22 protein-coding genes are annotated in these 25,539 nt (G+C 54.1%); 12 read left to right on the top strand and 10 right to left on the bottom strand.

The features are described 5' to 3' along the window. Positions 1 to 405 precede the first annotated feature (405 nt). The 3 genes from cas1 to KIS77_02840 all read right to left on the bottom strand — a co-directional run bounded on the left by cas1 (position 406) and on the right by KIS77_02840 (position 3,210). Complete coding sequence (gene cas1 / locus KIS77_02850) at positions 406 to 1,425, bottom strand: CRISPR-associated endonuclease Cas1 (GenBank protein ID MCW5921254.1); 1,020 nt, start codon at positions 1,423 to 1,425, stop codon at positions 406 to 408. Between the two features lie 444 nt (positions 1,426 to 1,869). Further along, positions 1,870 to 2,799 (bottom strand): thioredoxin-disulfide reductase, encoded by a 930-nt coding sequence (gene trxB, locus KIS77_02845; protein MCW5921253.1) that lies wholly within the window; start codon positions 2,797 to 2,799, stop codon positions 1,870 to 1,872. Positions 2,800 to 2,913: 114 nt separating this feature from the next. Beyond that, positions 2,914 to 3,210 carry a T9SS type A sorting domain-containing protein gene (locus KIS77_02840; GenBank protein MCW5921252.1) on the bottom strand — a complete coding sequence of 99 codons (297 nt, stop codon included), beginning with the start codon at positions 3,208 to 3,210 and terminating at the stop codon, positions 2,914 to 2,916. 69 nt (positions 3,211 to 3,279) lie between these two features. Here KIS77_02840 and KIS77_02835 point away from each other — a divergent pair, with 69 nt between their 5' ends. From KIS77_02835 to KIS77_02825, 3 genes are all read left to right on the top strand, one after another. Then, positions 3,280 to 3,450, top strand: coding sequence for an IS3 family transposase (locus KIS77_02835; GenBank protein MCW5921251.1), 171 nt, complete (start codon positions 3,280 to 3,282; stop codon positions 3,448 to 3,450). Between the two features lie 112 nt (positions 3,451 to 3,562). Then, positions 3,563 to 6,346, top strand: coding sequence for a cytochrome c biogenesis protein CcsA (gene ccsA / locus KIS77_02830; GenBank protein ID MCW5921250.1), 2,784 nt, complete (start codon positions 3,563 to 3,565; stop codon positions 6,344 to 6,346). Between the two features lie 292 nt (positions 6,347 to 6,638). Further along, entirely contained in the window at positions 6,639 to 7,691 is a 1,053-nt protein-coding gene (locus KIS77_02825) for a linear amide C-N hydrolase (protein MCW5921249.1), read from the top strand. An 84-nt stretch (positions 7,692 to 7,775) separates the two neighbouring features. On the opposite strand, the gene KIS77_02820 is transcribed toward KIS77_02825, so the two are convergent. After that, on the bottom strand, positions 7,776 to 8,174 hold the full coding sequence (locus tag KIS77_02820) for a cytochrome c maturation protein CcmE (protein MCW5921248.1): 399 nt from the start codon (positions 8,172 to 8,174) through the stop codon (positions 7,776 to 7,778). A gap of 215 nt (positions 8,175 to 8,389) precedes the next feature. Between KIS77_02820 and murI the strand changes: the two genes are divergently transcribed. Next, complete coding sequence (gene murI / locus KIS77_02815; protein ID MCW5921247.1) at positions 8,390 to 9,184, top strand: glutamate racemase; 795 nt, start codon at positions 8,390 to 8,392, stop codon at positions 9,182 to 9,184. A 19-nt stretch (positions 9,185 to 9,203) separates the two neighbouring features. Here the strand turns inward: murI and KIS77_02810 are convergent, their stop codons facing one another. From KIS77_02810 to KIS77_02800, 3 genes are all read right to left on the bottom strand, one after another. Further along, entirely contained in the window at positions 9,204 to 11,468 is a 2,265-nt protein-coding gene (locus tag KIS77_02810; GenBank protein ID MCW5921246.1) for a tetratricopeptide repeat protein, read from the bottom strand. A gap of 305 nt (positions 11,469 to 11,773) precedes the next feature. Further along, the gene (locus KIS77_02805) at positions 11,774 to 11,992 is read right to left on the bottom strand and encodes a hypothetical protein (protein MCW5921245.1); all 219 of its coding nucleotides are present in this window, start codon (positions 11,990 to 11,992) and stop codon (positions 11,774 to 11,776) included. A gap of 6 nt (positions 11,993 to 11,998) precedes the next feature. Further along, entirely contained in the window at positions 11,999 to 12,619 is a 621-nt protein-coding gene (locus KIS77_02800; protein ID MCW5921244.1) for a sigma-70 family RNA polymerase sigma factor, read from the bottom strand. A 386-nt stretch (positions 12,620 to 13,005) separates the two neighbouring features. Between KIS77_02800 and KIS77_02795 the strand changes: the two genes are divergently transcribed. From KIS77_02795 to KIS77_02785, 3 genes are all read left to right on the top strand, one after another. Next, complete coding sequence (locus tag KIS77_02795) at positions 13,006 to 14,043, top strand: hypothetical protein (GenBank protein MCW5921243.1); 1,038 nt, start codon at positions 13,006 to 13,008, stop codon at positions 14,041 to 14,043. 65 nt (positions 14,044 to 14,108) lie between these two features. Then, complete coding sequence (gene lysA, locus KIS77_02790) at positions 14,109 to 15,353, top strand: diaminopimelate decarboxylase (GenBank protein ID MCW5921242.1); 1,245 nt, start codon at positions 14,109 to 14,111, stop codon at positions 15,351 to 15,353. 45 nt (positions 15,354 to 15,398) lie between these two features. Next, positions 15,399 to 16,157 carry a hypothetical protein gene (locus tag KIS77_02785; protein MCW5921241.1) on the top strand — a complete coding sequence of 253 codons (759 nt, stop codon included), beginning with the start codon at positions 15,399 to 15,401 and terminating at the stop codon, positions 16,155 to 16,157. Positions 16,158 to 16,229: 72 nt separating this feature from the next. On the opposite strand, the gene KIS77_02780 is transcribed toward KIS77_02785, so the two are convergent. After that, entirely contained in the window at positions 16,230 to 17,153 is a 924-nt protein-coding gene (locus tag KIS77_02780) for a hypothetical protein (protein ID MCW5921240.1), read from the bottom strand. Between the two features lie 512 nt (positions 17,154 to 17,665). On the opposite strand from KIS77_02780, the gene KIS77_02775 reads away from it, so the two are divergent. The 3 genes from KIS77_02775 to KIS77_02765 all read left to right on the top strand — a co-directional run bounded on the left by KIS77_02775 (position 17,666) and on the right by KIS77_02765 (position 20,683). Continuing rightward, entirely contained in the window at positions 17,666 to 19,852 is a 2,187-nt protein-coding gene (locus tag KIS77_02775) for a tungsten formylmethanofuran dehydrogenase (protein ID MCW5921239.1), read from the top strand. A gap of 74 nt (positions 19,853 to 19,926) precedes the next feature. Next, positions 19,927 to 20,211: a hypothetical protein gene (locus KIS77_02770; protein MCW5921238.1), complete on the top strand. Its 285-nt coding sequence runs from the start codon at positions 19,927 to 19,929 to the stop codon at positions 20,209 to 20,211. A 151-nt stretch (positions 20,212 to 20,362) separates the two neighbouring features. After that, complete coding sequence (locus KIS77_02765) at positions 20,363 to 20,683, top strand: YnfA family protein (protein MCW5921237.1); 321 nt, start codon at positions 20,363 to 20,365, stop codon at positions 20,681 to 20,683. Positions 20,684 to 21,163: 480 nt separating this feature from the next. On the opposite strand, the gene KIS77_02760 is transcribed toward KIS77_02765, so the two are convergent. Next, positions 21,164 to 21,697 carry an RNA methyltransferase gene (locus KIS77_02760; protein ID MCW5921236.1) on the bottom strand — a complete coding sequence of 178 codons (534 nt, stop codon included), beginning with the start codon at positions 21,695 to 21,697 and terminating at the stop codon, positions 21,164 to 21,166. Between the two features lie 54 nt (positions 21,698 to 21,751). Here KIS77_02760 and KIS77_02755 point away from each other — a divergent pair, with 54 nt between their 5' ends. Then, positions 21,752 to 22,351: a tRNA-(ms[2]io[6]A)-hydroxylase gene (locus KIS77_02755; GenBank protein ID MCW5921235.1), complete on the top strand. Its 600-nt coding sequence runs from the start codon at positions 21,752 to 21,754 to the stop codon at positions 22,349 to 22,351. A 4-nt stretch (positions 22,352 to 22,355) separates the two neighbouring features. Here KIS77_02755 and KIS77_02750 read toward each other — a convergent pair whose 3' ends face one another. After that, a complete protein-coding gene (locus KIS77_02750) occupies positions 22,356 to 22,895 on the bottom strand; it encodes a hypothetical protein (GenBank protein ID MCW5921234.1) in 540 nt (179 codons plus the stop codon). A 380-nt stretch (positions 22,896 to 23,275) separates the two neighbouring features. On the opposite strand from KIS77_02750, the gene KIS77_02745 reads away from it, so the two are divergent. Beyond that, complete coding sequence (locus tag KIS77_02745) at positions 23,276 to 25,249, top strand: hypothetical protein (protein ID MCW5921233.1); 1,974 nt, start codon at positions 23,276 to 23,278, stop codon at positions 25,247 to 25,249. The last annotated feature ends 290 nt before the right edge of the window (positions 25,250 to 25,539 follow it).

The raw sequence follows: 25,539 nt of genomic DNA, 5'->3' as shown, positions 1-25,539 counted from the left end.
AAACACAGAGACACGGAGGGCACAGGGTTTGGGTCTTCAACAATTTGCCCTCTTTTAAGCACTGTCAACAAAAAAACACAGAGACACGGAGGGCACAGGGTTTGGGTCTTCAACGATTTGCCCTCTTTTAAGCACTGTCAACAAAAAAACACAGAGACACGGTGGGCACAGGGTTTGGGTCTTCAACGATTTGCCCTCTTTTAAGCACTGTCAACAAAAAAACACAGAGACACGGAGGGCACAGGGTTTGGGTCTTCAACAATTTGCCCTATTTCAAGCACTGGATTTGTCTCAAAAAGAAGACATCCGGGAAGGCTTGACGCAACTTTCCGAACCTTCTCCCTCTACCCCGTCCGCTTCGCTTGGCCGGGCAAGCCCTTTAGCCCGAACAAAAACACGGCCAAATCACGCAAAGGCTTTGACGCGCAGGGCTAGTTGCTGCATATCGAGGTCGAGCAGCACTTTGCGGCGCACTTGTCGCCCAGCGTGCGGCAGGGAGGTTTCCATGAATTGGAGCATGGCATCTATCACCAAGTCCTTGCCCGCGCTGGCGAGCCAAAGCCCGCGTTCGTGGAGGTCGGGTTCGAAGCAATCTTCAGCGAGATTGCCGCTCCAAGCCAGGCGCACGGCCACCTCGTCGGCCCAGGGGCGATAGGGTTCGATGGCATCGAACACCAGTGTGGGCGCGTCGCCATGGCGGTCGGCGTGCAGGATGCCGAGGTAGGGGTCGAGGCCGCTTTTGAGTTGGGAGAGGTGCACCGAGGTGTAGAGCATGCCGTAGAGGTAGTTGAGCACGGTGTTGAAAGGGTCGTAGGCAGGTCTTTTTTGGCGGCTGGCGAAGTCCATGCGTCCTTCGAGCAGTCGAGCGAGTTGTTGGAAATAGACCCGTGAGGCGGTGCCCTCTTGTCCCCTGAATTTTTCGGCTTGTGCGGCGGCGGTCTCGGCATCCCATGTGGGGGGCGGTGTCCAAGCCACGAAGTTTTTTTCGGCGGCTGCCATGATGCGGTCGGTGACCCGCAGGTCGGATGTGTAGGCATGGGGAGCGTCGGGCCATTCGGCGAGCGTTTGGAGCAGGGCGCGCTGGCGGACCACCTTTTGGGCAATCACCGAGGCCACCCATTGAAATCCTTCAGGGGCGCGGCTGAAAAGGGGTTGGTTTTTGCGCACGGTGGCGATGTTGCCAGGCAGTCCGGTGCCCAACTGAGCCAGTGGGCGGTGCGTTTGCGCGTCTATCAGCAACAGCGGGATATCGTGTTCGGCGGCCAGGAGCGCGGCATCGCTGCTCAGCGCCGTGCCTTTGGTGAGCAACACGGCGCTCACGTCGCGCAGGGCAAACAGGCGCTCGCCGCCCGCGCGGGTACGCACGCCCAACATTCCGTTGCGCACATACAGGTAAGCACCAAAGGAATCAAGGTAAAGTTGCATGGCTCGCCAGCGCCCCGCAAAAAACGAGCCTACGCCGAAACGACTACTTACCAGCGTGTGTTTATCGCCACAGATTCCACAGATTTACCCTGATTTTCTTTGCGGGTTTGATATTTCTACCGTTCCTCCGTGAAAATTTGTGCGAATCTGTGGCAGCCTAAGCAGTTACATGACATGAAAAGATAGCCGCCTGCCGAAGACGGGGCTTTTTCAACCCTTGATTCGCGCAAATCGTAAATCGTGCGAATCAAGGGTTGAAAAATACAAAGTGTTGAAAATCAAATTTTTAAGCGGCTTACGTTTACGAAACTTTTGAAAGTTTCGTAAACGTAAGCCGCTTAAAATGAAGTCAATCTTCTAACCCTTGATTCGCATAAATCGCAAATCCCAAATCGCAAATCGTAAATCGTAAATCGTAAATCGCAAATCGTAAATCGTAAATCGTCAGATTCCTTTCTCCACCAAATATCTTTCCGCATCGAGCGCCGCCATGCAGCCCGTGCCTGCCGCTGTCACGGCTTGCCGATAGATTTTGTCCTGCGCGTCGCCGCTGACGAACACGCCCGGCACTTTGGTGAGGGTGCGGCCCGGTGTGGCGATGAGGTAGCCGCTCTCGTCGCGGTCGAGCCAGTCGGCAAAGATGTCGGTGTTGGGCTTGTGGCCGATGGCGACAAAGAAGCCCGTCACGTTGAGCACCGTTCGTTCGCCTGTTTTGTTGTTGAGGAGGCGCACACCCGTCACGCCGTCGTCGCCGAGCACCTCTTCGGGCGAGGTGTTCCAATGAACGACGATGTTGGGGGTGTTGAGCACGCGCTCCTGCATGATTTTGGAGGCACGCATCTCGTCGCGGCGCACGAGCAGGTGCACGGTGTTGCAGATTTTGGCGAGGTAGGTGGCTTCTTCGGCAGCGGTGTCGCCGCCGCCTACGATGGCCACGTCTTGCTTGCGGAAGAAAAACCCGTCGCACACGGCGCAGGCCGACACGCCGAGGTTTTGCAGGCGCTCCTCGCCGGGTATTCCGAGCCATTTGGCGCTGGCTCCCGTGGCGATGATGACCGTGTGGGCGTGTAATTCGTGGCCGCTTTCCGACCAAGCCTTGTGTACTGGCCCGGTGAAATCCACCTTTGTTATCATTTCTTGCCGAATCACCGTGTCGAAACGCTCGGCCTGACGCTTGAAGTCGTCCATCATTTCAGGCCCCATGCGGCCATCGGGGTAGCCGGGGTAGTTTTCCACGTCGTTCGTAATCATGAGCTGACCACCGGGCTGGGGGCCGGTGTACATCAATGGGTCGAGGCCGGCACGGGCGGCATATATCGCGGCAGTGTATCCGGCAGGGCCGGAGCCGATGATGAGGCATTTTACTTTTTCCATATTGGGCGCAAAAATAGCAAGCCAAACCGCCCGCAGGATGGAAAGTTTGAAATTTTGAAGAGTAGAGGGCAAAATGTTGGGAGGCGGACAAAACCTTGTGACATACTTTAGGGTTCAGTGTTTGACAAATCTCCCTAAGCCTATTATTTCCCCCGTCTTGTTGCGCAAGCACAACAAATAGCATCCCGAGGCCAATACGTCCAAAGGAATCTGCCATGTAAAGTCTCCGGTCTTCTGTAAAATGTTGAAAGATTTGATTTTCCGTCCGGCGGCATCGAACAAATCGAGCCATGCCGGAGAAAGTGTCTTTAGGCTGTTTAACTCTAAATTGGCTAAATGAGCGGTTGGGTTTGGATAAATCAGCAACTGTGTAACACTTTCTGCTTCGTCAAGTCCTGACGTGTATTTCACCTCAAATGCCCAGACGGAAGTACGGCCCTGCCAGTCGGTGACGGTAAGCGTGTAAACGTTACTGAATTGATGGAAAAAGGGGCCTTTAATGGCTTTGAAGATGCCTACACCGAGATTTTTGAATACATCGAACTGTATTACAACCGAAAACGCCGACATTCGTCAATCGGCTACGAAATACCTGAACTGTCTGAGCAAAAATGGTATACTGCGCAAACTGTTAGTCAGCCTGGTCAATGAACTTTGACCCCCGGAATCAAGATAACTGAACCTCATCTCTTTACAAAAAGTGTGCGGCGAAATTGAGCCACCTCAAATCTCGTTTTCTCCGCGCTCTTGTTACCTTTGCCACATGGAATATATCGGCGAAAATCTCCTCCCCGGACAAATCGGCCATCTCTGTGTGGTGCTGTCGTTTGTGGCTGTACTGCTCTCCACTTTTGCCTACTTTTTTGCCACAAAAAAACGCGACACCGCCGAAGAAGAAAGGTGGCGCAACATCGGACGTTTTTCGTTTCTGCTGCACGGGTTGGCGACTCTCGGCATTATCGGCAGTTTGTTTTACCTGCTCACGGGGAAAATGTACGAATACCAGTACGCTTGGGCAAACGTGTCGGACGACCTGCCGGGCCAATATGTTTTTTCGGCTTTTTGGAAAGAGCAACAGGGGAGTTTTTTGCTGTGGAGTTTTTGGCACATCGTGCTGGGCATGGTGCTGATGCTGCGTGGAGGCAAATGGGAAGCCCCGGTGCTGACCATCGTGGCTTTGGCGGAGACCTTTATTGCCAGCATGATTCTGGGGCTTTATTTCGGCGATTTTCGGTTGGGGGTCACCCCTTTTGAGTTGCTCCGCGACACGATGGACGCGCCGATTTTCGCACAAGCGGATTATTTGACCAAAATACAAGGCAACGGCCTCAATCCGCTGCTCCAGAACTACTGGATGACTATCCATCCCCCTACCCTCTTTCTCGGCTTTGCCAGCACGATTGTCCCCTTCGCCTACGCAATGGCGGGACTTTGGACACGCGAGCATCGGGAGTGGCTGAAGCCCGCGCTCTCGTGGTCGCTTTTCTCCGGCGCCATACTCGGCACGGGCATCCTGATGGGCGGCGCATGGGCTTACGAGGCGCTGTCGTTTGCCGGCTACTGGGCTTGGGACCCGGTGGAAAACACCTCGTTGGTGCCGTGGATTACTTTGGTGGCAGGCATCCACACCAACCTCGTGGCACGCTCGACGGGCTACTCGATTCGCAGCACTTACGGGTTTTACCTGATGACGTTTGTGCTGATTTTGTATTCCACTTACCTCACGCGCAGCGGTATTCTGGGCGACACTTCGGCACACGCTTTCACCGAGATGGGGTTGGGGTTTCAGTTGGTGCTGTTCATCGCCGCCTTCTCGCTCTTGGGGCTGACGATGTGGATACGGCGCTATCGGGAGGTGCCCGACGTGAAGGGCGAGGAAAGTGCCACGAGCCGCGAATTTTGGATGTTTATCGGCTCGTTGGTGCTGCTGTTTTCGGCGGTACTGATAACGGGAGCCACGTCGCTGCCCGTATTGAACAAAATTTTCGGCACCGACTGGGCCTTGAAAGACCCCGTGGAACATCACAACCGCTACCAACTCTGGATTGCCGTGTTCATTGGGCTGTTGACGGCCATTGGCCAATGGATGCGCTACAATGAGCGCAACTGGACAGCGCAAGCCAAGACCTTTGCCCTGCATATCGGCATCGCGGCGGCGGGTGCGGCGACGCTCACGGCGCTCAACACGCTGTGGATAAATGTGCGGGCATGGCAATTGTTTGCCCTGCTGTTTGCCGCCATGTTCACATTGGTGGCCAACGCTGATTATCTCCTCACGGCGCTGAAAGGCAACCTGAAACTCGCAGGCTCGGCGATTTCGCATTTGGGTTTTGGTATCCTCATCTTGGGCGTGATGAGCACGGGGCTGGGCAAGGAGTGGGTTTCGAGCAACAGTTTTGCCATGGAGGGCCTCATAGAAGGTATGGGCGACGACGCGATGAACAAAAACGTACTGCTGATGAAAGATGCCCCCATGCCGATTCGCAACTACACGGCCACCTACCTGAAAGACACCATCGAGCGCCAAACGCGGACGTTCACGGTCAAATTCCAGCGCCGCGACGCGGCAGGCAATCTTACAGGCGAGGAGTTCACCCTTTCGCCCAACGTGATGTACGAACGCGATTTCAGCAAAGTGGTAGCCAGCAACCCCTCCACCAAGCACTACTGGAACTACGATATTTTTACCCATGTCTCTTCCCTGCCCAAAGCAGAGCTCGACCCAGAATACGCCAAACAACAAGAGGACAGCCTAAAATTCGTGCAATACGAGGCTGCGGTGGGCGACACGATTTTTACCGAAAAACACTACTTCGTGGTGGAGGAACTGACCAAACAACCTCAACACCCCGACTACCACCCCCAAAAGGGCGACTTGGCTTTTGGCCTGAAACTTCACGCCTACGCCAAGGACTCGCCCACGCCGCACCGCGCCGAACCGATGCTCTACCTGCGCATGGGCAAGGGCGGCTTCACCCTACCCGTCATGCTCGGCACCTTGCAAGTGAAGATTCGCCTGACCGAGGCCTCCATGGAGAAAATCCTCAAATTGGAAGAGGAGCTCCGATACACCAACTTTGGCGTGCAGGAAGGCAGCGAGTTTCAATACAACGGCTACCGCATCCGCTTCGCGGGGGCTGACCGAGCCGTGAAACATCCCGCATATTCCCCCGAACCGGACGACATTGCCGTGGGTGCCATCTTGGACATCACGGCTCCCGACGGGAGCAAAACGACCGCCACCCCTGTCTATCTCATACGCGGCAATCAGCCTTTCAGCCTGAAAGACGAGGTCCCGCAGCATGGCCTGCATTTTCGTTTTGAAAACATTGACCCCAAGGCGGGCGTGCTGACCATCGGCGTGGCGCAAGCCAGCCCGGCGCAGCGCCGCATCCCGGTACAAATAGCAGAGGATGCCCCCCGCTCCGACTATATCGTGTTGGAGGCCATCCTCTTTCCGGGCATCAATTTCGTGTGGCTAGGCTCCATCACGATGCTGCTGGGCTTGTGCATCGCGTTGTGGCGGCGATTGGCGCAGAAGATGTGAATGGGGGGGGGCGAAGAGCAAACGCATCAAAATGGCACAGACCTCGGAGAGGTCAAATATTGGTAGAAACGCCCCATTTTCGCGGTGTTTACGACCCCAGCGGAGTCGAATATTGGTTACCTGTTTGCTGCGATAGACATTTGACCTCTCCGAGGTCGTGATAATTATCACATAAACACACCATTTCTACCAACATTTGACCTCTCCGAGGTCGGTTGTGTTTTGATGCGTTTGCCCCACCTCCGTCCCCGTCCCGACATCTCGACTTTTTACAAAACAAAATAGGAACATTATGCTAAAAAAAGTTTTTGCAACGGCCTTTTTATCCATCCTGACACTCTCCACCTCCATCAACGACGCATCGGCCTGCACCAGAGTGGTCTATAAAGGCCCCAACGGTGTTGTCATGACTGGTAGGAGCATGGATTTTTCCATTGAAATCCCTGCAAACTTGTGGTGTTTCCCAAGAGGCATGAAGCGCAATGGCGAGGTAGGGCCAAATTCTTTTGAATGGACCTCCAAATATGGGAGCGTGATAGCCAGCTCTTGGGACATAGCCACTCCCGACGGCATGAACGAAAAAGGGTTGGTGGCCAACCTCCTTTGGCTTGTGCAATCGAAATACCCAGCCTTCGACAAAAACGGAGACAAAAAGGGATTGACCATCGCCGCTTGGGCCCAATACGCGCTGGACAATTTTGCCACGGTGGCCGAAGCAGTGGAGACACTCAAAAAAGAGGAATTTGTCGTGGTCACTGATTTTATCCCCGGCACTGACAAGTTCACGACCGTACATCTTTCGTTATCAGACGCGACAGGCGACAACGCCATATTCGAATACGTGGAAGGCAAACTTGTTATTCACCACGACCCGTCCTACACGGTCATGACAAACGACCCCTTGTTCGAACAGCAATTGGCAATCAACGAATACTGGCAAAGCGTGCCGGGCAAAGAATTTCTGCCCGGCACCAATAAGGCAGCAGACCGCTTTGTGCGGGCACATTATTACATCAATGCTATCCCTCAGACCGACAACACACGGATAGCGGTTGCCAGCGTTTTTAGTGTGGTACGAAATGTATCCGTGCCTTATGGCATCTCCACCGAGGGTTTCCCCAATTTGTCCACCACACAGTGGAGAGTTGTGGCCGACCAAAAAAACCTGGTCTATTATTTCGAGACGGCACTCACCCCAAACACTTTCTGGGTAGATTTGAAAAAGATGAATTTTAGTGAGAAAGGAGAGGTCAAAGTGCTCAGAACATCGAACGAGGCCACCTACGCGGGTGAAGTTTCAGGCAAGTTCGTCAAATCGGTGCCTTTTAAATTTCAAGGGCTGTGAACCTCGTCCGCAGTCATGCAGTGCTCGGGGGGCTGGGAAGCGTTTTTTTGCCATGCGCGAATCTCATGCCCCCCGCGCACGCCCTCAATTTTTCTGCTCCGAGCGCACATAGATTTCTTGGTCTTTGTACTTCGACGGGCATTTGAGCAGCATATCCGATGCCTCGAAGTGGTCGCCATTCATCTGCCCGGTGAGCACGATGGATTCGGAACGCTCGAAGTCCTGCGGTTTGGCAGCTCTTAGCACTACTTGCCGCACCTCGCCCGCCTCGTCCTTCATATAGAACGCCATATAGTCAGGTGCCTTTTCGGGGTTGTAATCCACAGGTCGGTCTTTCACCAATTGGCCGATGAGTTTCACCCGCTCGCCACTCGCCGTGGCTTGGGCAAAATTGGAATAGGTGGTCACGTCCTTGCTGGCCGATATGAGGATGCCGATGGCAACAGCGACGATGGCAATAGCTATGATGTGTGATTTTTTCATCTCCAGAATTTTTTGCAAAATTACGACGCAAAACACGTTGTGAGTGTTGCAATTCGTCATCTCTTTTGGTGATTGTTGACCAAAAGGTCCGCTTGTAGTCGGCGAAGACGCGCAACAGCGGCAAAAAATCCGCTTGTGCCAGCGGGGAGGCGCAACAGCGGCAAACAACGATAACACGTTTTCGGCCTTTTACCTCAAACCCTCATTCGCGTAGTATGCAAAAAAACCGTCCCATTGGCTTTTTTGATTCGGGCATTGGTGGCCTTAGCGTGTTGCACGAGGCACTAAAAATCCTGCCCAACGAACACTATATTTATTTTTCCGACGGCGACAACGCGCCCTATGGCACACGCCCGAAGGAAGAGGTGCGGGCATTGGTGCTCTCAGCCGCCGCGTTCATCGCCCAACAAAACATCAAGGCACTCGTGGTGGCCTGCAACACGGCCACCAGCGTCGCCATCGAGGATTTGAGGCAACGCTACCCATTCCCCGTCATTGGCATGGAGCCTGCCGTGAAACCCGCCGTGATGGCTGGGGGGCGCAAGCGCGTGTTGGTGTTTGCCACCGAATTGACATTGAAAGAGGAAAAATTCAGGAATCTCGTTGCTCGCGTGGACACGGAACAGGTGGTGGACTATCTGCCCTTGCAGGAGTTGGTGATGTTTGCCGAGCGGTTTGAGTTCGACGAGCCAACCATCGTCGCATACCTGAACGCAAAACTCGACGGCCTCGCGCTCAGTCAATACGGCGCGGTGGTGCTGGGCTGCACCCATTTTTTATTTTTCAAAAAAATCATGCGCCAAGTGTTGCCGCCAGAAATTCAAATCATTGATGGCAACCTCGGCACGGTGAACAACCTCAAAAACAAATTGGGCACGCGCCTTCGCGACGACGGCCCCGGCCACGTGCGCTATTATGTGTCAGGCAAGCCCATGGACGCAGCATGGTTTGAGCGATGGCTCAGGCGACTGTCAGCCGACGAGACACGCTTGGCAGAGGGGGCAAAATGAACTGTGGCCTGCGCGACCGTCACTGCAATTGGCCCAGAGCCGCCCGAAACCGCTGTGCCGCCTGCGCGTTGCCCTGCGACTCATAAATCTGTGCCGACATTTCGTAGGCCTGCTTGAAATTGGGCGCCAGCTCAATAGCGTTCATCAGGTTTTTGAGCGCGGTCTGGTTGTCCTGCTGCGAACGGGCGATGATAGCCAGGTAATACCAAGCCATGGGGTTGTTGGACTCCTTGCGCAAGGCGAGTTCAAACTGGCTTTTGGCTTTTGCCGCGTCGTTTTTGTTCATCCAATACATCCCAATCAAATTATTGGCCTGAGGGTCGTCGGGCGTGATTTCGATGGCGCGTTCGGCGGCCTTCTTGGATTCTTCCAGCTCGCCGAGGTTCAGGTACGAGAGCGACATACCCACCCAAGCGATGTCGTTGTCGGGATGGGCGGCCACTTCGGATTTGTAGTGTTCGATGGCTGTGGGCCAATCGGTTGATTTGAACGCGGCAGTAGCGGTGGCGCAGTGCTTGGTGTCATCTTTGAGCACAGCCAACAGCGGAGCGCCGCCGGCCCTCACCACATATACGGCATTGCTGGGCGGCCACGAGCCTTTCTGAAGCGTGGCCCCGTCAATGAATCTGGAAGGATACAGCGCGTAATCCCAAGCCTCGTCACAGCGCCTTTCCCATTTGAGGTACTTCAAATGCACCTTGTCGCCGTATTTGTCGGTCAGTTGGCGAGCCGAATAGAACATATTGGTGGCGATGGCCACCGTGTCCTTCATGTCGGGTCGCAACACGCCCTGCGATTCCAGCCATTCGATCCCTTGTCGAACGCTCACGCCCCAATAGTCGGTCTCAAACTTGTCGTAAGCACCCTTCGCCCCACCGACAACGGGGTTGAAATAGACGTAGGGGAATTTGTAATTGGACACGATGAAAGCACCCGCATCGGCGAGCAAGACACCCATGAGACCGTAGGTTGCCCATTGCGCGTATTTTTTTCCTTCAAAAAAACCGACAAGTTCGTTCCAAGCCAACGCCGCCGCAACGCACATCGGCGGATAGGCAAACGTGAGGTGACGCCACCCGTCGTGAATCACCGAGTTTTTGTAAATCACATAAAAAACAGGGAAAACAGCCGCAAAAAGAGCCAGCGACACCCACAACGGGTTGTATTTTTTGAGCAAAACGAACAACCCAAGCAGGCTGCCGAACACACCCAAAATCACCGCCAACGGAATCGTGTAGAACATCCATTTGAGCGGATAGTGCCACGGTGTTTTGTCCGACATCACGTTGGCGCCCTCGTAAAGCACCCGGATTTTCACCTCCAAGTCAGCAAATTTAGAGAGCGCCTCAAAGGGGTTTTTCAACGGTGCCTGCAACCCGAAGGGCCAGAAGAGCAGCGCGAACGCATAGCCAGCCACCGCTGCGCCGACTACGACCAGCGCGTATTTTCTCAAAACCGCACCATTGGAAAATGCTGCCAAGCCGCCGTTTTTGAGCCAAAAATGAAGCGCCGCAAACAATCCCAGCATGGCGAACGACAACAAGCCACCCGCCCTTGTCGCCAGCGCGATGCCTAACCCGACCACCAAGCCCACCACGTTCCAGCGCCGAGGATTTGGCATTCGCTCCAACACGGCAGCCATGTTGTAAATTGCCATCATGTAGCCCGCCGCAAAGGGGATGTCCTTGGGGTTCATCAGAGAGTCACCAACAAAACGCGGCGACAACAACATGAATATCAAAGTGATGAGTCCGGCTCGCCAACCCGCAAACATCTGCGCGAACAGTGCCGCGCACAGCATGGCGCTCCAGCCCAGCACGGCACTTGATGCGTGGCGCACGTTGTGATAAGCCAAAGTCGTCGGCTCGAAGCCCAAGGCCTTGTTTGCAAAGCCCGTCACCACTTCGAAGAAGCCGCCGTAGAGGTGCATATTGCCATCGGGGATGTTTAGCGCAGCGGTGTCCTTGCCAAACGTGCCGTAATAGCGGACGAGCTTTTGCGAATAATCCACTTGGAACTTATCGTCGGCATTGATGCCGGAGCCGAAGGAAAGAATGACCAGCACCAACAGCCCCGCAGCAGCCACGCCCCAGAAGATTTTGCGCAGCAGCGGGTCGTAGGGCGATTGGGTGGAAGGTCGCTCCAAGAGATTGCGGATTTCGGCAGTCTTGCGCGGCTTGCTTTCGCGCACGGGCGAACGGCTTGGTGTCTCGGTCTTTTTCTGGCTGGGTGTCGCCTGCTGTTGTTTGCCAGACTTGGGGTTGGGCTTGCCGGATTTTGCCATTTCTTACGGTTGATGGTAGAAAGTAGAGGTTGGAAGGTAGAGGAGGCCGTCTCGCAAATCATTTGGCAATTGAACAATGACCGATCATCAATGAAAAATCATCAATTCTCAATGTTTGATGAGCTGTGAGACATCCTCTTTTGAATTGCGGCGCAAGGTAGGGAAAAAGCAACTGATGACTATACTTCGCGCCGCCAAGTTTTGGGCATGGCTAAAAGCGCAATTTGTTCAAAATCAGGGACATCAATCATGAGCATCTGACAAATTCTGGCGAATCAGGGGATAAAAGACATGGAGAAACCTCATCACCCCATTTTCCTCACAAAATACCACACCAAGCCAGCGGCCAAAAGCAGTATCAAAATCGCCAGCGCCACCACGCCCAACTGCATGAAGCGAATGCCCCGTCGCTTGGGACGGCGGTTTCGTTCGAGTTTTTGCTCCAATTTGGCCCAAGCCTGTTCGGGCGGGCGCTCGTGGAGTTTGTTCTCGTTTTCCTTAAAGAAGTCAAACAAATCTGACATGGCGAATCAATAACCTTTGGCTTTCAGAAGGTTTCTAAGTTTTTGCTTGGCCAATATGAGTTGGCTCTTGCTGGTATTGATACTGATGCCGAGCAAGTCGGCGATTTCGTGGTGTTTGTAGCCTTCCAGCACATAGAGGTTAAAAACCGTGCGGTAGCCGTTGGGCAGTTGGTCGAGCAGTTCAAGGATTTCTCGCGCCGATATTTCGGCATCAATGCTGAAAGTATCGGCGTGCGATTCGTTCAGTTGCAAGTCGTTGCCGGGAAACACCAACAGTTGCGTCTTGCGAAGCATCATCAGGCACTCATTCACCACGATGCGGCGCATCCACCCCTCAAAACTGCCCGCGCCCGTGTAATGCTCGATTTGCGATAGCACCTTGAACAACCCGCTCACCAACGCCTCCTCCGCATCCTCGCGTGTGCGGAGGTAGCGGCGGCAAAGCGCAAACAACATCGGCGAATAGCGGTCGTAAAGCCATTTCTGGGCTGCCGGGTCTTGGGCCGCAAGGGCTTGGAGGAGCGTTGCTTCGTTCACGCGGTCAAAGGTGCAATGTTTGGATGGATTGCACAAAAGATGCGAGCGACGACGGATTTGGCGGCAAGGCGTTGGAATAAATTTCACCATCACTTTTTATGGTGCTTTGTTGCCACCGTAACCTTTTCCCACCCATCGGGAACTACTATTTTGCGGCACCTGTGAGCAACGTTCGACGTTTGATTCTCGACGTTTGACCGTTGAGCATCGCGCCTCGTCCAACGACTAATGCGTAGCACGCCAACATCACTGAATTTTAGGGGCCGAAACCATTGAAATCATATTGGACGGCTGTTGAAAAATTTAACACTTGAACCCTCACGCCAAATGCAACGTGCGCCCCATGAACCGTGTCTTTTCTCGGCAACCAAATCAGTGACATTTCAGGGCAAATCCAAACGCTGTGCGCTCGCGCACGGGGTGCATGGTTTTGCTTCATTTTAATCCTTATTTTTTCACTGATTTAAATTTTGGCTATGCTAACGAAAACGCTCCTCTGCTCCTCCAAAACACTCATTTTCAGTCTCGTACTGCTGTTGCTTTTTGCCCGCGCTCACGCCCAACCACCCCTCGTCGCCACTTCTGCCTTCGATTACCTAACCCCCCAAGAAGGCATCTCCATGACCTTGGAACTGGATTTGACGGAACTGATTAACAACAAAAACACGAACCAGTACTACCCCGGCTCGCTCACCACCGCCGATGGTAAAATGCTAAAAGTGGAAGTGCGCGCACGAGGCAAGTTTCGCCGTCGCGTCTGCGAGGTGCCGCCATTGAAACTCAAATTCCCGAAAAAGGAATTGCGCGCACTCGGGCTTGACACCTTGAACGAAATCAAACTCGTGGTGCCCTGCTTCAACGACCCAAAAGGCGAGGAACTGTTGCTCCGCGAGTATGTCGCCTATCGGATGTTCGAGCGGCTCAGCCCATACAGTGTCCGCGCCCGCTTGGTGAAAGTCACTTTCCGCGACAAACATGTGGAAGAAGCGAAGAAGCCTGTCTATTGCCTGCTGGTGGAACACGAAGAGCAACTGCGAGCGCGGTTGGGTGGCCAAATCTCGGAAGACTACGGAATGAACGTTGACAGCTTGCAGTCGGAGCAGGCCGCCTTGGCTTCCGTGTTCCAATACATGATAGGCAACACGGACTGGGGGCTTGCCGACAACCGCAACATCTATCTCTTCAGAACCGCCCCTACCGAGAAGTTCATCCTGATTCCTTACGACTTCGATTTTGCGGGCTTGGTCAATGCGCCCTACGCCGTGCCAAGGGCCGACACCGGGCTGAAAAATGTGAAAGAGCGCAAGCTGCTGGCCAACAACCTGCCCGACGACGCACTCAAGCAGGCTGCCGAGACCATGAAAGCCGCACAGTCCGACCTGCTAGCTTGGTGCAACGCCTCGTTTTTGAGCAAAAACACGCAAAGAGAAGTCGCTCGCTATGTGGAGGCATTTTTTCAAAAACTGGATGCCGCTCCCATAGAGCGTGAAAAAAACAAGGGCGACTTGCGGTGAATAGGTCGGGAAAGTCGGCAAGCCCGTACCTTCGCGCCTTGAAAAAATTGCTTGCGCAACACTGCATGGAACTTGTCAACAACCACTACCAACTCGCCGGCGGCATTGACCCGCTCGCACTTTGCAAAGAATACGGCACCCCTCTCTACGTCTATGATGCCTCTGTGATGGAACGCCAATACCAGCGCATCACAGGGGCTTTTTCATATCCGAAAGTCCACATCCACTACGCCTGCAAAGCACTCACCAACTTGACCGTGATGCGGCTCTTTCGCCAATGGGGAGCAGGGCTTGACTGTGTGTCCATTCAGGAGGTGCAATTGGGCCTCATGGCTGGTTTCAAGCCAGCAGACATCCTCTACACCCCCAATTTCGCCAGCTTCGAGGAATACGACGAGGCGGCTCGGCTCGGCGTGAAAATCAACATTGATGCCATTCCAATGCTTGAAAACTGGGGGCTGCACCATAAAGACATCCCTATTTGCCTGCGCATCAACCCGCACCTAATGGCAGGCGGCAATGAAAAAATCAGCGTGGGGCATATTGATTCCAAATTTGGCATCAGCATTCACCAACTGCCCCATGTGTTGCGCGTGGTGGAAAGCCAAGGGCTTATCATCGAAGGCTTGCACATGCACACTGGCTCCGATATCCTCGACGTGGATGTGTTTTTGCGCGGCGCCGACATCCTGTTCGAGGCTGCTCGCAAATTCCCGCATCTTCAGTACATAGACCTCGGCAGTGGTTTCAAAGTGCCTTACAAACCCGACGACATTGAGACCGACGTGGAGGAGCTAGGCGAAAAACTCAGCCAGAAATTCGCTCAATTCTGCGACGAGATTGGCCGCGAACTGACCTTGATGTTTGAGCCGGGCAAATACCTGGTGAGTGAGGCAGGCTATCTTTTCGCAAAATGCACCTTGGTGAAACAAACCACCTCGACGGTCTTCGTGGGTCTGGACACCGGCCTCAATCACCTTATCCGCCCCATGTTCTACGGCTCGTATCACAAAATCGTGAACGTGACCGAGCCAACGTTCAAACCGCGCATCTACACAGTGGTGGGCAACATCTGCGAGACGGACACCTTCGCCGTTGACCGCCGGCTAGCAGAGGTGGTGGAAGGCGACATCATCGGCTTCCACAACGCGGGAGCCTATGGCTGGATGATGGCTTCCAACTACAATTCGCGCCCTCGACCCGCAGAAGCGCTGCTTTACAAGGGGAAAGCCCTTCTGATTCGCAAACGCGAAACATTGGAGGATTTAACACGCAATCAAGTGCCAGTCAATTTGGAAGAAATTCTCTAAAATTGCGGTGCGTTTTTTCGCCCAATATCGCTCCACCTCCGTACCATGCAAGCCCAGTACAACTACATAGAGGATATCATTGACGAAAGCATGGAAATGCAGCCGCTCGAGCCAGCTGTGTTCGACCGCTACATGGCTGAGGGTTGGCGCCTTTTAGGCCACTCTATTGTTCGGCACAATTTCTCCGTCTGCCGTGGAAAAATGTGCCGAACCGTCCCGCTCCGCATCCGCCTCGATGGGTTTGAGTTTTCCAAAAGTCAGCGACGCTTGTTGCGGCGCGTCCGCGAGCTGGATGTATGCTACGCCCCGATTGCACTGACACCCGACAAGACGCAGCTCTTTTCCCGACACGCACTAGCTCGCTTCGAGGAACGACGACCCGAGTCCATCGCTTCTTTCCTCAACCACAATTCTCACCGCGACCCGGTGCCGGGCATGGAATTCACGCTGCGCAACGGAGGGAGCCCGCCGATTGCTTGCAGTTTCATTCACATTGGGGCAGAGGTCGTGTCAGGCACTTACTGTTTCTACAATCCCGAAGCCGGACGGCTTAGCCTCGGTGCGGGCACCATGCTGCTCGAAATAGCCAAATCGCAGGAACTAGGCAAAAAATACTACTACCACGGCTACGTTTATGACGTACCTTCTCAATTCGACTATAAACTGAATTTCAACAACTTGGAAGCACTCAACTGGGAAACGGGCGAGTGGCAGCCGCGAGAACGCACGCCCTTGCGCCGCTGGGCAGACTTGGTGACCAATGAGGAGCGAGTGGAAGGCGGATTTGAAGGGCTGAAGGCGTGAGAGTGGTTGAAGGGGGGAGTTGAGCTGAAAGGCTTGCCCGACCAAACCGAGCGGCCGGGCAAACCCTTCAACTCAATTCAACCGAAAACTTGACGCCCCCAACAGCCCTTTGTCGCAGTAAATCGCCACCACATAGCTGCCCGCCTTCAGTTTTTCATCGAATTTATGGTGGAACGACAGCCGTTGGGTCTCCCCAAGCACCACCGCCTTCACTTGTTGCGCTTGAATTTCCACCGGCCCCGTAGGCGCGTACACGGTTGCTACCGTAGGGTTCGGATGTGCCACAGGCTTGCCCTTGTCGTCCGTGATGACCATGTAGAGCTTTTGTGAGCCTTGGAAAGGCTCAGGCACGTCGGCGAGGTCGAAACTCACATCAATCTCCCGGCTGCGACGCGCCTTCGTGGTCAGTTTTTCATTCTTTCGGGCCGTCCATACCTTGAACGAGGTCGCTTTGAAGCTGGCAGACTGCGTCTTGCGGATTTGCTCAGCCAACTGTTTGGCCAAGTCATCCACCTGCTCGCTCAGCTGAGTGTTGGCCCCTTTCAGTTCGGCATTCTCGCCGCTAAGCCGCTCATTTTCTGCTTTTAGGGAGTCGTTTTCGATGCGCAAGGCACTGATGATGGTCTCCAACTCGATTTTTGCGCGTTCCAGCTGCGCCACTTGCTGGCGCAAGGCATCCACATCTCTGGCAGTAGTGGCTTTTATTTGTCTGATAGTGTTTTCCTTTTCAGCCACCAGCGCGGCGGTGGACGTGACGCGGCCCTGCAAGTTTTCGTTTTCGGTGCGCAGCGACGAGTAAGCATTGGCAAGGCTATCGAGCTCTCGTTCGAAGGTTACTTTCTGCATCACCAGCTCTTGGCGTTCTGCCTCGGCTTTTTCTTTTTCTGCCAAATAACTCCTCGATTGTTTCCAAAAAAATAATCCGAGCACGAAGGCTAGGGCCAATAGCGCAGTGACGACGAAACCATACACGCGCGAGTTCTGAGTGTTACTCATAGAGATAGCGTTTTGAAAATGACAAGAATTTTAGATGCACTGGAAAATCGCACAAACGTCCGCAGGCGGAACGAGATTTTTGTCAACCAGCAATTTTATGTTAAAATTTTGTGCCGCGCAAATGTAAAGGAGAGCAATCGGAAAATGTGCCATTTCTTATTTTGCCAAAAATACACCTCGCGCCGCAAAGCGTTGAGCACGGCAAGAAGCACAACAAGAACGCGGCATCCGTTGAAACGGGCGCGTTTCAAATTGCCGCAAGCAAATCGGAACAACATTCCGGCGTACATACGCGGCAATTTGAAACGCGCCCTGCTAAAACAGCCGCGACGAAAGCCCTACCTTCGCCCTGCCTGACTTTCAAATCAAACAAGAGGGAGTCTCAACTCATCGGACATCTTGATTTCAAATTGAAAAAATTGTTTCTTGAAATGACCAATGTTCAATGACCAATTCTATATGACATGACCAAGTGGCTTGAAGGACATCCTCTTATCAAATTCTACCAAACAATGCCCACCCTCGCACCGACAAAAAAACAAAAAACCGCCCCCGTCAACCCAGTGACACGCGCCGTTCTGAAGCAGGCCTTCCGCTTCATGGCCACCGCCAAGTCCATGACGGAGACCTACGAGGCCAATTTCAAATTCGTCAGCAAGTACGTCCACGCCACCTCACGCGGCCACGAGGCCATCCAGCTGGCCGTCGGGATGCAACTGCTTCCCCAAGACTATGCCTACCTCTACTACCGCGACGACGCGATGTTGCTCGGCATGGGGCTGCGCCCCTACGAGCTCATGCTCCAACTCATGGCCAAGCGCGACGACCCCTTCTCCGCCGGGCGCTCCTACTATTGCCACCCCAGCCTGCGCCGCCCCGATTTCCCCAAAATCCCTCACCAAAGCAGCGCCACCGGGATGCAAGCCATTCCCGCCACGGGTTCGGCCTTGGGATTTTGGTACAAAGAGCAAATGGGAATACCGTTTATAGAGGACGGCACTGCCCATGTCGAAATGATGGTTGACTTGGAAAACCCCTACCCTTACCACTTCAAGTCGCAGTCGCCAGCCACCCATCACCCATCACCCATCGTTGTCTGCTCTTTGGGCGATGCCTCCGTCACCGAAGGCGAAGTAGCCGAGGCCTTCCAAATGGCAGTGCTGAAAAAACTCCCGATTCTCTACCTCGTGCAGGACAACGGCTGGGACATCTCGGCCAACGCCGCCGAGACCCGCGTCGCCAACGCCGCCGAATACGCGCGGGGGTTCCCCGGCCTCGAAGCCGTCAGTATCGAGGGCAATGACTTTGAGGAATGTTGGAAAACAGTCGCCGATATTATTGAAAAAATCCGCCGCGAGCGCCGCCCGTTTCTGCTCCACGCGCGCGTCCCGCTTTTGAACCACCACACCTCCGGCGTTCGCAAGGAATGGTACCGCGACGACCTCGACGAGCACGCCCGCCGCGACCCCTACCCTATTTTGCGCAAGACTTTGTTGGAAAACGGCTTTTCGGAAAAAGAACTCCAAAAAATTGAAAAAGAGGCCGTTGCAACGGTCGAGGCAGATTTTGAGCAGGCCAAAAACGCCGAAGACCCACGCCCCGAAGACCTTTATGCCCACGACTTCGCCCCCACGCCCATCACCGAAGAACGCGGCGAACGCTCGCCCCAAAACCGCGAGCCGAAGGTCATGGTGGACTGCGCCCTCTTCGCCATCGAGGAGCTCATGCGCAAGCACCCCGAATGTCTGCTCTACGGCCAAGACGTGGGGCGACGGCTCGGCGGCGTGTTCCGCGAGGCCGCCACGCTGGCCGAAAAATTCGGCGACCACCGCGTGTTCAACACGCCCATCCAAGAGGCATTCATCATCGGCAGCACCGTCGGCATGAGCGCCGTCGGGCTGAAGCCCATCGTCGAGGTGCAATTCGCCGACTACATCTGGCCGGGGCTGAACCAACTCTTCACCGAGGTCGCCCGCAGCTGTTACCTCACCAACGGCAAATGGCCGGTCAGCTGCGTGGTGCGCGTCCCCATTGGCGCGTATGGGAGCGGCGGCCCCTACCACAGCAGCAGCGTGGAGACGGTCGTGACCAACGTTCGCGGCGTGAAAATCGCCTATCCGAGCAATGGGGCCGACCTGAAAGGCCTGCTCAAGGCCGCCTACTACGACCCGAACCCTGTCGTCATTTTTGAGCATAAAGGCCTCTACTGGTCGAAAGTGCGCGGCACCGAAGCCGCCCGCACCGTGGAGCCGGGCGAGGATTACGTCATCCCCTTCGGCAAAGCCAGAACAGTCTTGTCGGCTGAAAACGAATGGGTCGAAAAAGGCGAAACGCTCGGCATTGTCACTTACGGCATGGGGGTGCATTGGGCCTTGAACGCCGCGAACGACCGCTTCAAGGGCCGCGTGGAAATCCTCGACCTGCGCACCCTTTGCCCACTTGACGAGGCGGCCATGTATGCGCTTGCCCAACGGCACGGCAAGGTGCTCGTCGTCACCGAAGAGCAGGTGAACAACTCCTTCGCCCAGACTTTGGCCGCTCGCATCCAAGAGCACTGCTTCCAATGGCTCGACGCGCCCGTGCGCACCATCGGCGCGGCGAATATGCCCGCCGTACCGCTCAATTCGACCTTGGAACAGGAAATGATTCCCTCGATTGAAAAAGTGGGCGACGCGATGGAGGGGATGTTAAAATGGTGAGTCGTCCATACATTTGACCCGAAAAACCCACGAAACCTAACTTTGCATCATTTTTAAAAACGTCTGCCAACACCATGAGTTGCACTCTTACACCTCCCGCATCGTCCTCCGGGCGATTCAACGGAAACGCCATCGAAATTTCCTGGTCGGCTGTCGCTGGTGCCTACGGCTACCGCGTCGCGGTCACCAACAAAACCACTCGTCAGGAGTTTTTCAGCGGCGACATCACTGGCCATAGCATCAGCGTGCCGAACGCCAATCCCGCTCATCAATACAGTTACTCCATCAAGTCCATGTGCAGCGCGACCGAGGTGGCGGTTGACGGCATCATTGACGATGTGGTGCACTTCTCCGCATAATTCTCCTGCGCTGCCCAATGCTGCCACAAGCCTGTTTGGGGACGGCACATTTCGAGTTGTCGCAAAACGCATCGCGGAATAACATTCCGGATTACGAAAGGCGACAACTTGAAATGCACCCGTTCGGGGGCAATACCGTTGTCTGTGACACATGAGAGACATCATCATATACATAGCCGCCGCATTTTTTGAAATTTTTGGCTGCTTTGCTTTCTGGAATTATTTCAAATCCGGCAGGTCAATCTATTGGCTCATCCCCGGCACTCTCTCTTTAATCGTTTTTGCCTTCCTGCTGGCGAAAGTCCAAGCGGAATTTGCGGGACGAGCCTACGCGATTTACGGCGGCATCTACATCGCCGCCTCGTTGCTTTGGTTGTATTTGGCAGAATACCAAACACCCGACAACTGGGACCTCATCGGCGCGAGTATTTGCATCGCAGGGGCTTTGATTATCTTGTTCATGCCGCGATGAAATGGGGGGGATTGGTTATTTCCATTGGGGGGGGGCGCCGCCAGACTTGGTACCGCTCAGCCATTCTCGTTTTGTAAGAGTTGTCATCTTTTGAGCAACGAAGAAGGTGACATCTCGGCCTGTTTCTGAGACGCACCCCTGCATTCTTCCGGGATGACACCTCTCAGAACCCGACAAAGCGAAAATCGCTGTAACAAGGCAGTTGTACTATCCTTTCAGGCAATGGCAACTGCACACGAAAAAGAAGGTAAACGTGCTTTTTTTTGAGAAGCGAAAAGATGACTATTCGTTTTGGCAATTTATACCTTGATTCGCTAGGATTTGTCAGATGAGCATGGTCACTATCGCAATCTGCTCAAAATCAGGGGCATCAATCACGGCCATCTGACAAATCCTATCGAATCAAGGTATAAGGTATAAAGTCGCGGCACAGCGCACATCCGACATTGGCCGCACGCAGGTCTTGCGCCCCCGCACATCCTACCCCTCCCAAATTTTGCGAGCGACCTCCCACACTACAATACCCGCCGCCACTGCCACATTGAGCGAGTGTTTGGTGCCGAATTGGGGAATTTCCATGGCCCCGTCGCACAGGGCAAGCACGGCATCGCTCACGCCCTCCACTTCGTTGCCCAACACAAAGGCGTAACGGGTCTGGTGTTCCGGCATAAAATCGTGCAGCCAGATTTTATGGGTGGTCTGTTCCACGGCAAACACGCGATAGCCGTTTTGTTTGAGCCAATCCACTGCCTCCGTAGTGTGCGCGTGATAAGTCCAATCCACCGATTCAGTGCTGCCCAGCGCGGTTTTTAGTATCTCCCGATGCGGGGGCTGCGCGGTGATGCCACACAAAATGAGCCTTTCCAGCAAAAAAGCATCGGCGCTGCGAAAAATGGAGCCGACATTGAGGCCTGAGCGCACATTGTCGAGCACCAAGACGACGGGCAGTTTTTGTTGTCGGGAAAAATCCGCCACCGACAGGCGGTTGAGGTCATCCATGCTTAGTTTTTGCATAGTTCGCGTTTGCATTTGGGGGGCAAATTTATGGCTCGCATCTACCTTTGCGGCATGGAATTGCACAACACGAAATTGGGCCTTCAATTGCCTACCGACCCGCGCTGGGTCAATCTGGCCGAAATGGACTTGGCCGAAATCCTCACCGACCATGCCTACTGCGAGCAAAAGGCAGCCACTTCCTGTATCTCGCTCATTCAGGCTTATCCAGACCGACCCGAGCTGGTGGAGGAACTCGCCCCCATCGTCACGGAGGAATGGGGGCATTTCAGGCTGGTCTTGGCCGAGTTGAAAAAACGCGATTTGAAGTTGGGCCGTCAGCGCAAGGACGAGTATGTGAACCAACTCCTTGCTTATCAGCGAAAGGGGATTTCCCGCGAGGAGGCGCTGCTGGAGCGGCTACTGGTGTGCGCGCTCATCGAGGCGCGCAGCTGCGAGCGATTCAGGCTTTTGTCGCTGCACTGCTCGGACGAGGCGTTGCGCAAATGGTATCACCAGTTCATGGTGGCGGAGGCCGGGCACTATCGGATGTTTATCGAGCTGGCCGAGCTGTATTTTGGGAAAGAAAAAACCCGCGCCCGATGGAAGGAATATCTGTTGCACGAGGCTGGCATCATGCAACAGCTGGCGCCACGCGGCGACCGAATGCACTAAAACTCTACTGCCACCCCTTCACCCGATTGATTTTACCATCCTCCCCAAATACTTCTTTGGAGCGTTTGTTGTAGGCGGCGGCGGCTTCCTCCGCCGTGTCGAACATTCCGAGGTGAATGGATTTGCCTTCCACGGAGATGACGGCTCGGTAGCGGTTGTGCTCTTGATAGACGCCCGTGTAGCCCGTCTTGCTGGTCGTCTTGCGTTGGCGACTGGCGAGCGAGCGCGAGCGCCACACCAAATTTTCCAGACGACAATCCAACTTATCGCCATTTTTGCTGCCAACCAGTTTGCGATTGCCCTTGCGCTGGTTCGACAAAAATCGCTCGGCGACCAATTTGTGCAAATATATCGTCTCCGTCTTGAAAGTACCGTCCGCCTTTTTCCATGTTTTCTGAAAAACGGCGCAGCCGCTCGAATGCTTTCGCAAGCTGTTGATAAAGTTGATTTTGGAAAGGTATGGGTCGATTGAAAGGGCTTCATAGATATGGGCATCGAGCAGCACCATATCGTTCGAGTTTTTAAGTTTTATCTTGTAAGTCACGGCAACAGGATGTTTTGTTTTTGTTTTAGAAAACTGATTAAAAAGGCAAAATAGCCGACTTGAAGGGAGTGCTAAGGGGACATATGCCGCACGCTCCTCGAATTGGGTCGCGGGGACAAGAGCAATAGGTGAGAATGCAAGATTCATCGAACACGCTGGCAATGCGCCAAACAAGGTGTTCACATAGAGAGTCCCGAGAGAATGGACGTATTGCGATTATGGCGAGGTTGGAGTGTTGGCAACCATGCGATTGTTTCAGATATCTTCGCAGCAGCGAAAGTAGTGTTTTTTTCAAAACTTCAAATTCAATTTTTTATTCAGTTTTTTTGAATTTAGCCAAAACTTTACATTATTTACACAAAAAAAACATCTGCATTTCTTTGGCACAATTTGACAACCGCGAAATAACAAGATTCCGGCGCATGATGCCTGTTGAGGCGCTGCAACTTCCCTTTGGGGAAATCATGCGCTCGCTCAGCAAAATACTCGGCCCCCAACTTTATCCGGCCTTCGACCCTTCGGCATCCATTCCCAGCCCATTGGAAGAGAGGCGCGACACTTCTTTTCTGAAAACCGCGAACACGGTGGGCATCAATATTCGGACGATTCAGCATTTCTGGAACGCGGTGCCCTACTCACTTGTGTTGCCCAAGGCACAAAACGCTATTCATATCCTTCCGATATGGGAGCCGGGTGTGGTAGCGAGCCTTTATGGCCCTGCCAGTTGGAACGTGAACCCCGAATTCTTCAGCCCTCAGTTGGCTGCGGCCTTCCCCCATCTCGACACGGTGGAAAAGCACCTAAAAGTGACGGTCAACATCCTGCACCTGCTGGGAAAGGTAGTAGGCGTCGATGTGGTGCCACACACAGACCGCTATTCCGAAATGGCACTCGCCAATCCCCATCTCTTTGAGTGGCTTCAACGCCGCGACATGGAAATCGCAGCGCACGACGCTCATCTGCATCGCAAAGTACAGACGCTGCTTTTCGAGCACTTGTTGCAGCAAGGAAGCGCGGTGCGGGATGTTGAGTTGCCCACGTCGCCCGAAGCGTTTTTTGAAAAAACGACGGAAAACACCCGCTTGCGTGTGCTTTTCGGTGAAAAATATGACTATTGGGGCCGGTTGTTCCGACGAAAAGAAATGGTGCGGTTGCTCCATGCACATGGCTACGAGACAGTGCCTGCCACGATGGGCCCTCCCTATCGCGGCCTCGAGGTGGACCCGCGCCCGGAGGCACAGGTGGTGGACGAGGAAGGCCTCGTCTGGCGTGACTATCGGCTTGTGCGGCCACAAAAATTTTCGCGTGTTTTTGGGCCATTGGCCCGCTACAGGCTCTACGAGAGCAAAGACGACAACCAAAACTGGGAACTCGATTTTGGGCGCCCCAATCACGCGGCGTGGGCGTATTGCGCCGAACATTACCGAAGCATCGTGGCGGAGTATGGGTTCGACTTCATGCGTGGCGACATGTCTCACGTGCAGATGAGGCCCGGAGGAGTGCCGGCCGTGCGCGACGAATACTACGACCTGCTGGGAGCGGTGAAACGAGCGGTGCTGCGCGACAAGCCCTATTTCGGCTACTTCGCGGAGAGCTTTTTGGCTCCGCCCAACGAGATGGCTTACGGCGACGAGTGCGCTCATCTGGAAGCGGCGATGGCGGACTCCACTTTGGGCGATTTGCAATCGGAACCCGTCGGCACGGAACAATTCGTGCGAACTTTCTGGCAATACCGACAGTGGCTGGAGACACGGAAGTTCGCGCCCAACTTTACCATCATGACCGCCGACAAGGACGACCCTCGCTTCGACCGATTTTATCTGGATGGCAACGAGATGCGGCATTTCATCGCGTTGTTTCTGACCGATATGCCTTCCTACATGGGGCTTGGATTTGAGTGCCGCGACCCGCACCCGCAGCCCGCGCCCAACGAGTGTTACAGCAAATACTATGTTTTTCAAATGCCGAACGACCCCAAAACTACCAACGGACCATATAGGTGGGGGCAAAACAAGCGGCTTTATGAAAATCTGGTTCGACAAAAATTGTTGTCGGATGAAATCATGGTCGACATCCGCGACGCCAAAACGGCTTGGCTCTTGCCGCCCGACCCGAATGGACACGACAAGGTGATAGCATGGACGCAGCGTGACACCCCACGGTATTTATTTGTGGCTAATCTCGACACCCAGCATGCGCAATATGACGTTGCTTTTGAGGCGCCATGGGGCCACGGATGGAAAATGATATTTTCGACGGAACAAGCACAATTTGAGGCTGGGGCCGAACAGTCGAGCAACATTCTTGTTGAAAAATTGCTGCCGGGCGAGGGCGTGGTTTTCAGCCGTGTTTGAAATTTAATTTTACGGAACTGTTAAATTTCGGCCAACACCCAAAATATATTCGGCCATTCATGCCCGCGAAGTCTATTTTTGCGGCATATTTTTTCGGTGGCACAAGGTTTGCAACAATAAGCCTGACGGCTTTCCGTTTTTTTCTCGCTTTACCAAGCGCATCATCGTTACTATCAAAATCACTATCGCACAATGAAAAATTGGAAAAAGTATCTCGCCTTTGCATTCATGGCCGCTTTGTTCCTCCTCGAAGCTTGCCATCGCGGTTATGGCTGCCCCGGCACTGACCT

This window comes from Saprospiraceae bacterium (assembly GCA_026129545.1).
Classification (GTDB): Bacteria; Bacteroidota; Bacteroidia; order Chitinophagales; family Saprospiraceae; genus M3007.
This window is presented reverse-complemented; position numbering and strand designations above follow the sequence as displayed.

Bases quoted from the DNA above. Each gene is read 5' to 3' on its own strand.
- cas1 (MCW5921254.1), bottom strand. From the start codon at position 1,425: ATGCAACTTTACCTTGATTCCTTTGGTGCTTACCTGTATGTGCGCAAC.
- trxB (MCW5921253.1), bottom strand. From the start codon at position 2,799: ATGGAAAAAGTAAAATGCCTCATCATCGGCTCCGGCCCTGCCGGATAC.
- KIS77_02835 (MCW5921251.1), top strand. From the start codon at position 3,280: ATGGAAAAAGGGGCCTTTAATGGCTTTGAAGATGCCTACACCGAGATT.
- ccsA (MCW5921250.1), top strand. From the start codon at position 3,563: ATGGAATATATCGGCGAAAATCTCCTCCCCGGACAAATCGGCCATCTC.
- KIS77_02825 (MCW5921249.1), top strand. From the start codon at position 6,639: ATGCTAAAAAAAGTTTTTGCAACGGCCTTTTTATCCATCCTGACACTC.
- KIS77_02820 (MCW5921248.1), bottom strand. From the start codon at position 8,174: ATGAAAAAATCACACATCATAGCTATTGCCATCGTCGCTGTTGCCATC.
- murI (MCW5921247.1), top strand. From the start codon at position 8,390: ATGCAAAAAAACCGTCCCATTGGCTTTTTTGATTCGGGCATTGGTGGC.
- KIS77_02810 (MCW5921246.1), bottom strand. From the start codon at position 11,468: ATGGCAAAATCCGGCAAGCCCAACCCCAAGTCTGGCAAACAACAGCAG.
- KIS77_02805 (MCW5921245.1), bottom strand. From the start codon at position 11,992: ATGTCAGATTTGTTTGACTTCTTTAAGGAAAACGAGAACAAACTCCAC.
- KIS77_02800 (MCW5921244.1), bottom strand. From the start codon at position 12,619: ATGGTGAAATTTATTCCAACGCCTTGCCGCCAAATCCGTCGTCGCTCG.
- KIS77_02795 (MCW5921243.1), top strand. From the start codon at position 13,006: ATGCTAACGAAAACGCTCCTCTGCTCCTCCAAAACACTCATTTTCAGT.
- lysA (MCW5921242.1), top strand. From the start codon at position 14,109: ATGGAACTTGTCAACAACCACTACCAACTCGCCGGCGGCATTGACCCG.
- KIS77_02785 (MCW5921241.1), top strand. From the start codon at position 15,399: ATGCAAGCCCAGTACAACTACATAGAGGATATCATTGACGAAAGCATG.
- KIS77_02780 (MCW5921240.1), bottom strand. From the start codon at position 17,153: ATGAGTAACACTCAGAACTCGCGCGTGTATGGTTTCGTCGTCACTGCG.
- KIS77_02775 (MCW5921239.1), top strand. From the start codon at position 17,666: ATGCCCACCCTCGCACCGACAAAAAAACAAAAAACCGCCCCCGTCAAC.
- KIS77_02770 (MCW5921238.1), top strand. From the start codon at position 19,927: ATGAGTTGCACTCTTACACCTCCCGCATCGTCCTCCGGGCGATTCAAC.
- KIS77_02765 (MCW5921237.1), top strand. From the start codon at position 20,363: ATGAGAGACATCATCATATACATAGCCGCCGCATTTTTTGAAATTTTT.
- KIS77_02760 (MCW5921236.1), bottom strand. From the start codon at position 21,697: ATGCAAAAACTAAGCATGGATGACCTCAACCGCCTGTCGGTGGCGGAT.
- KIS77_02755 (MCW5921235.1), top strand. From the start codon at position 21,752: ATGGAATTGCACAACACGAAATTGGGCCTTCAATTGCCTACCGACCCG.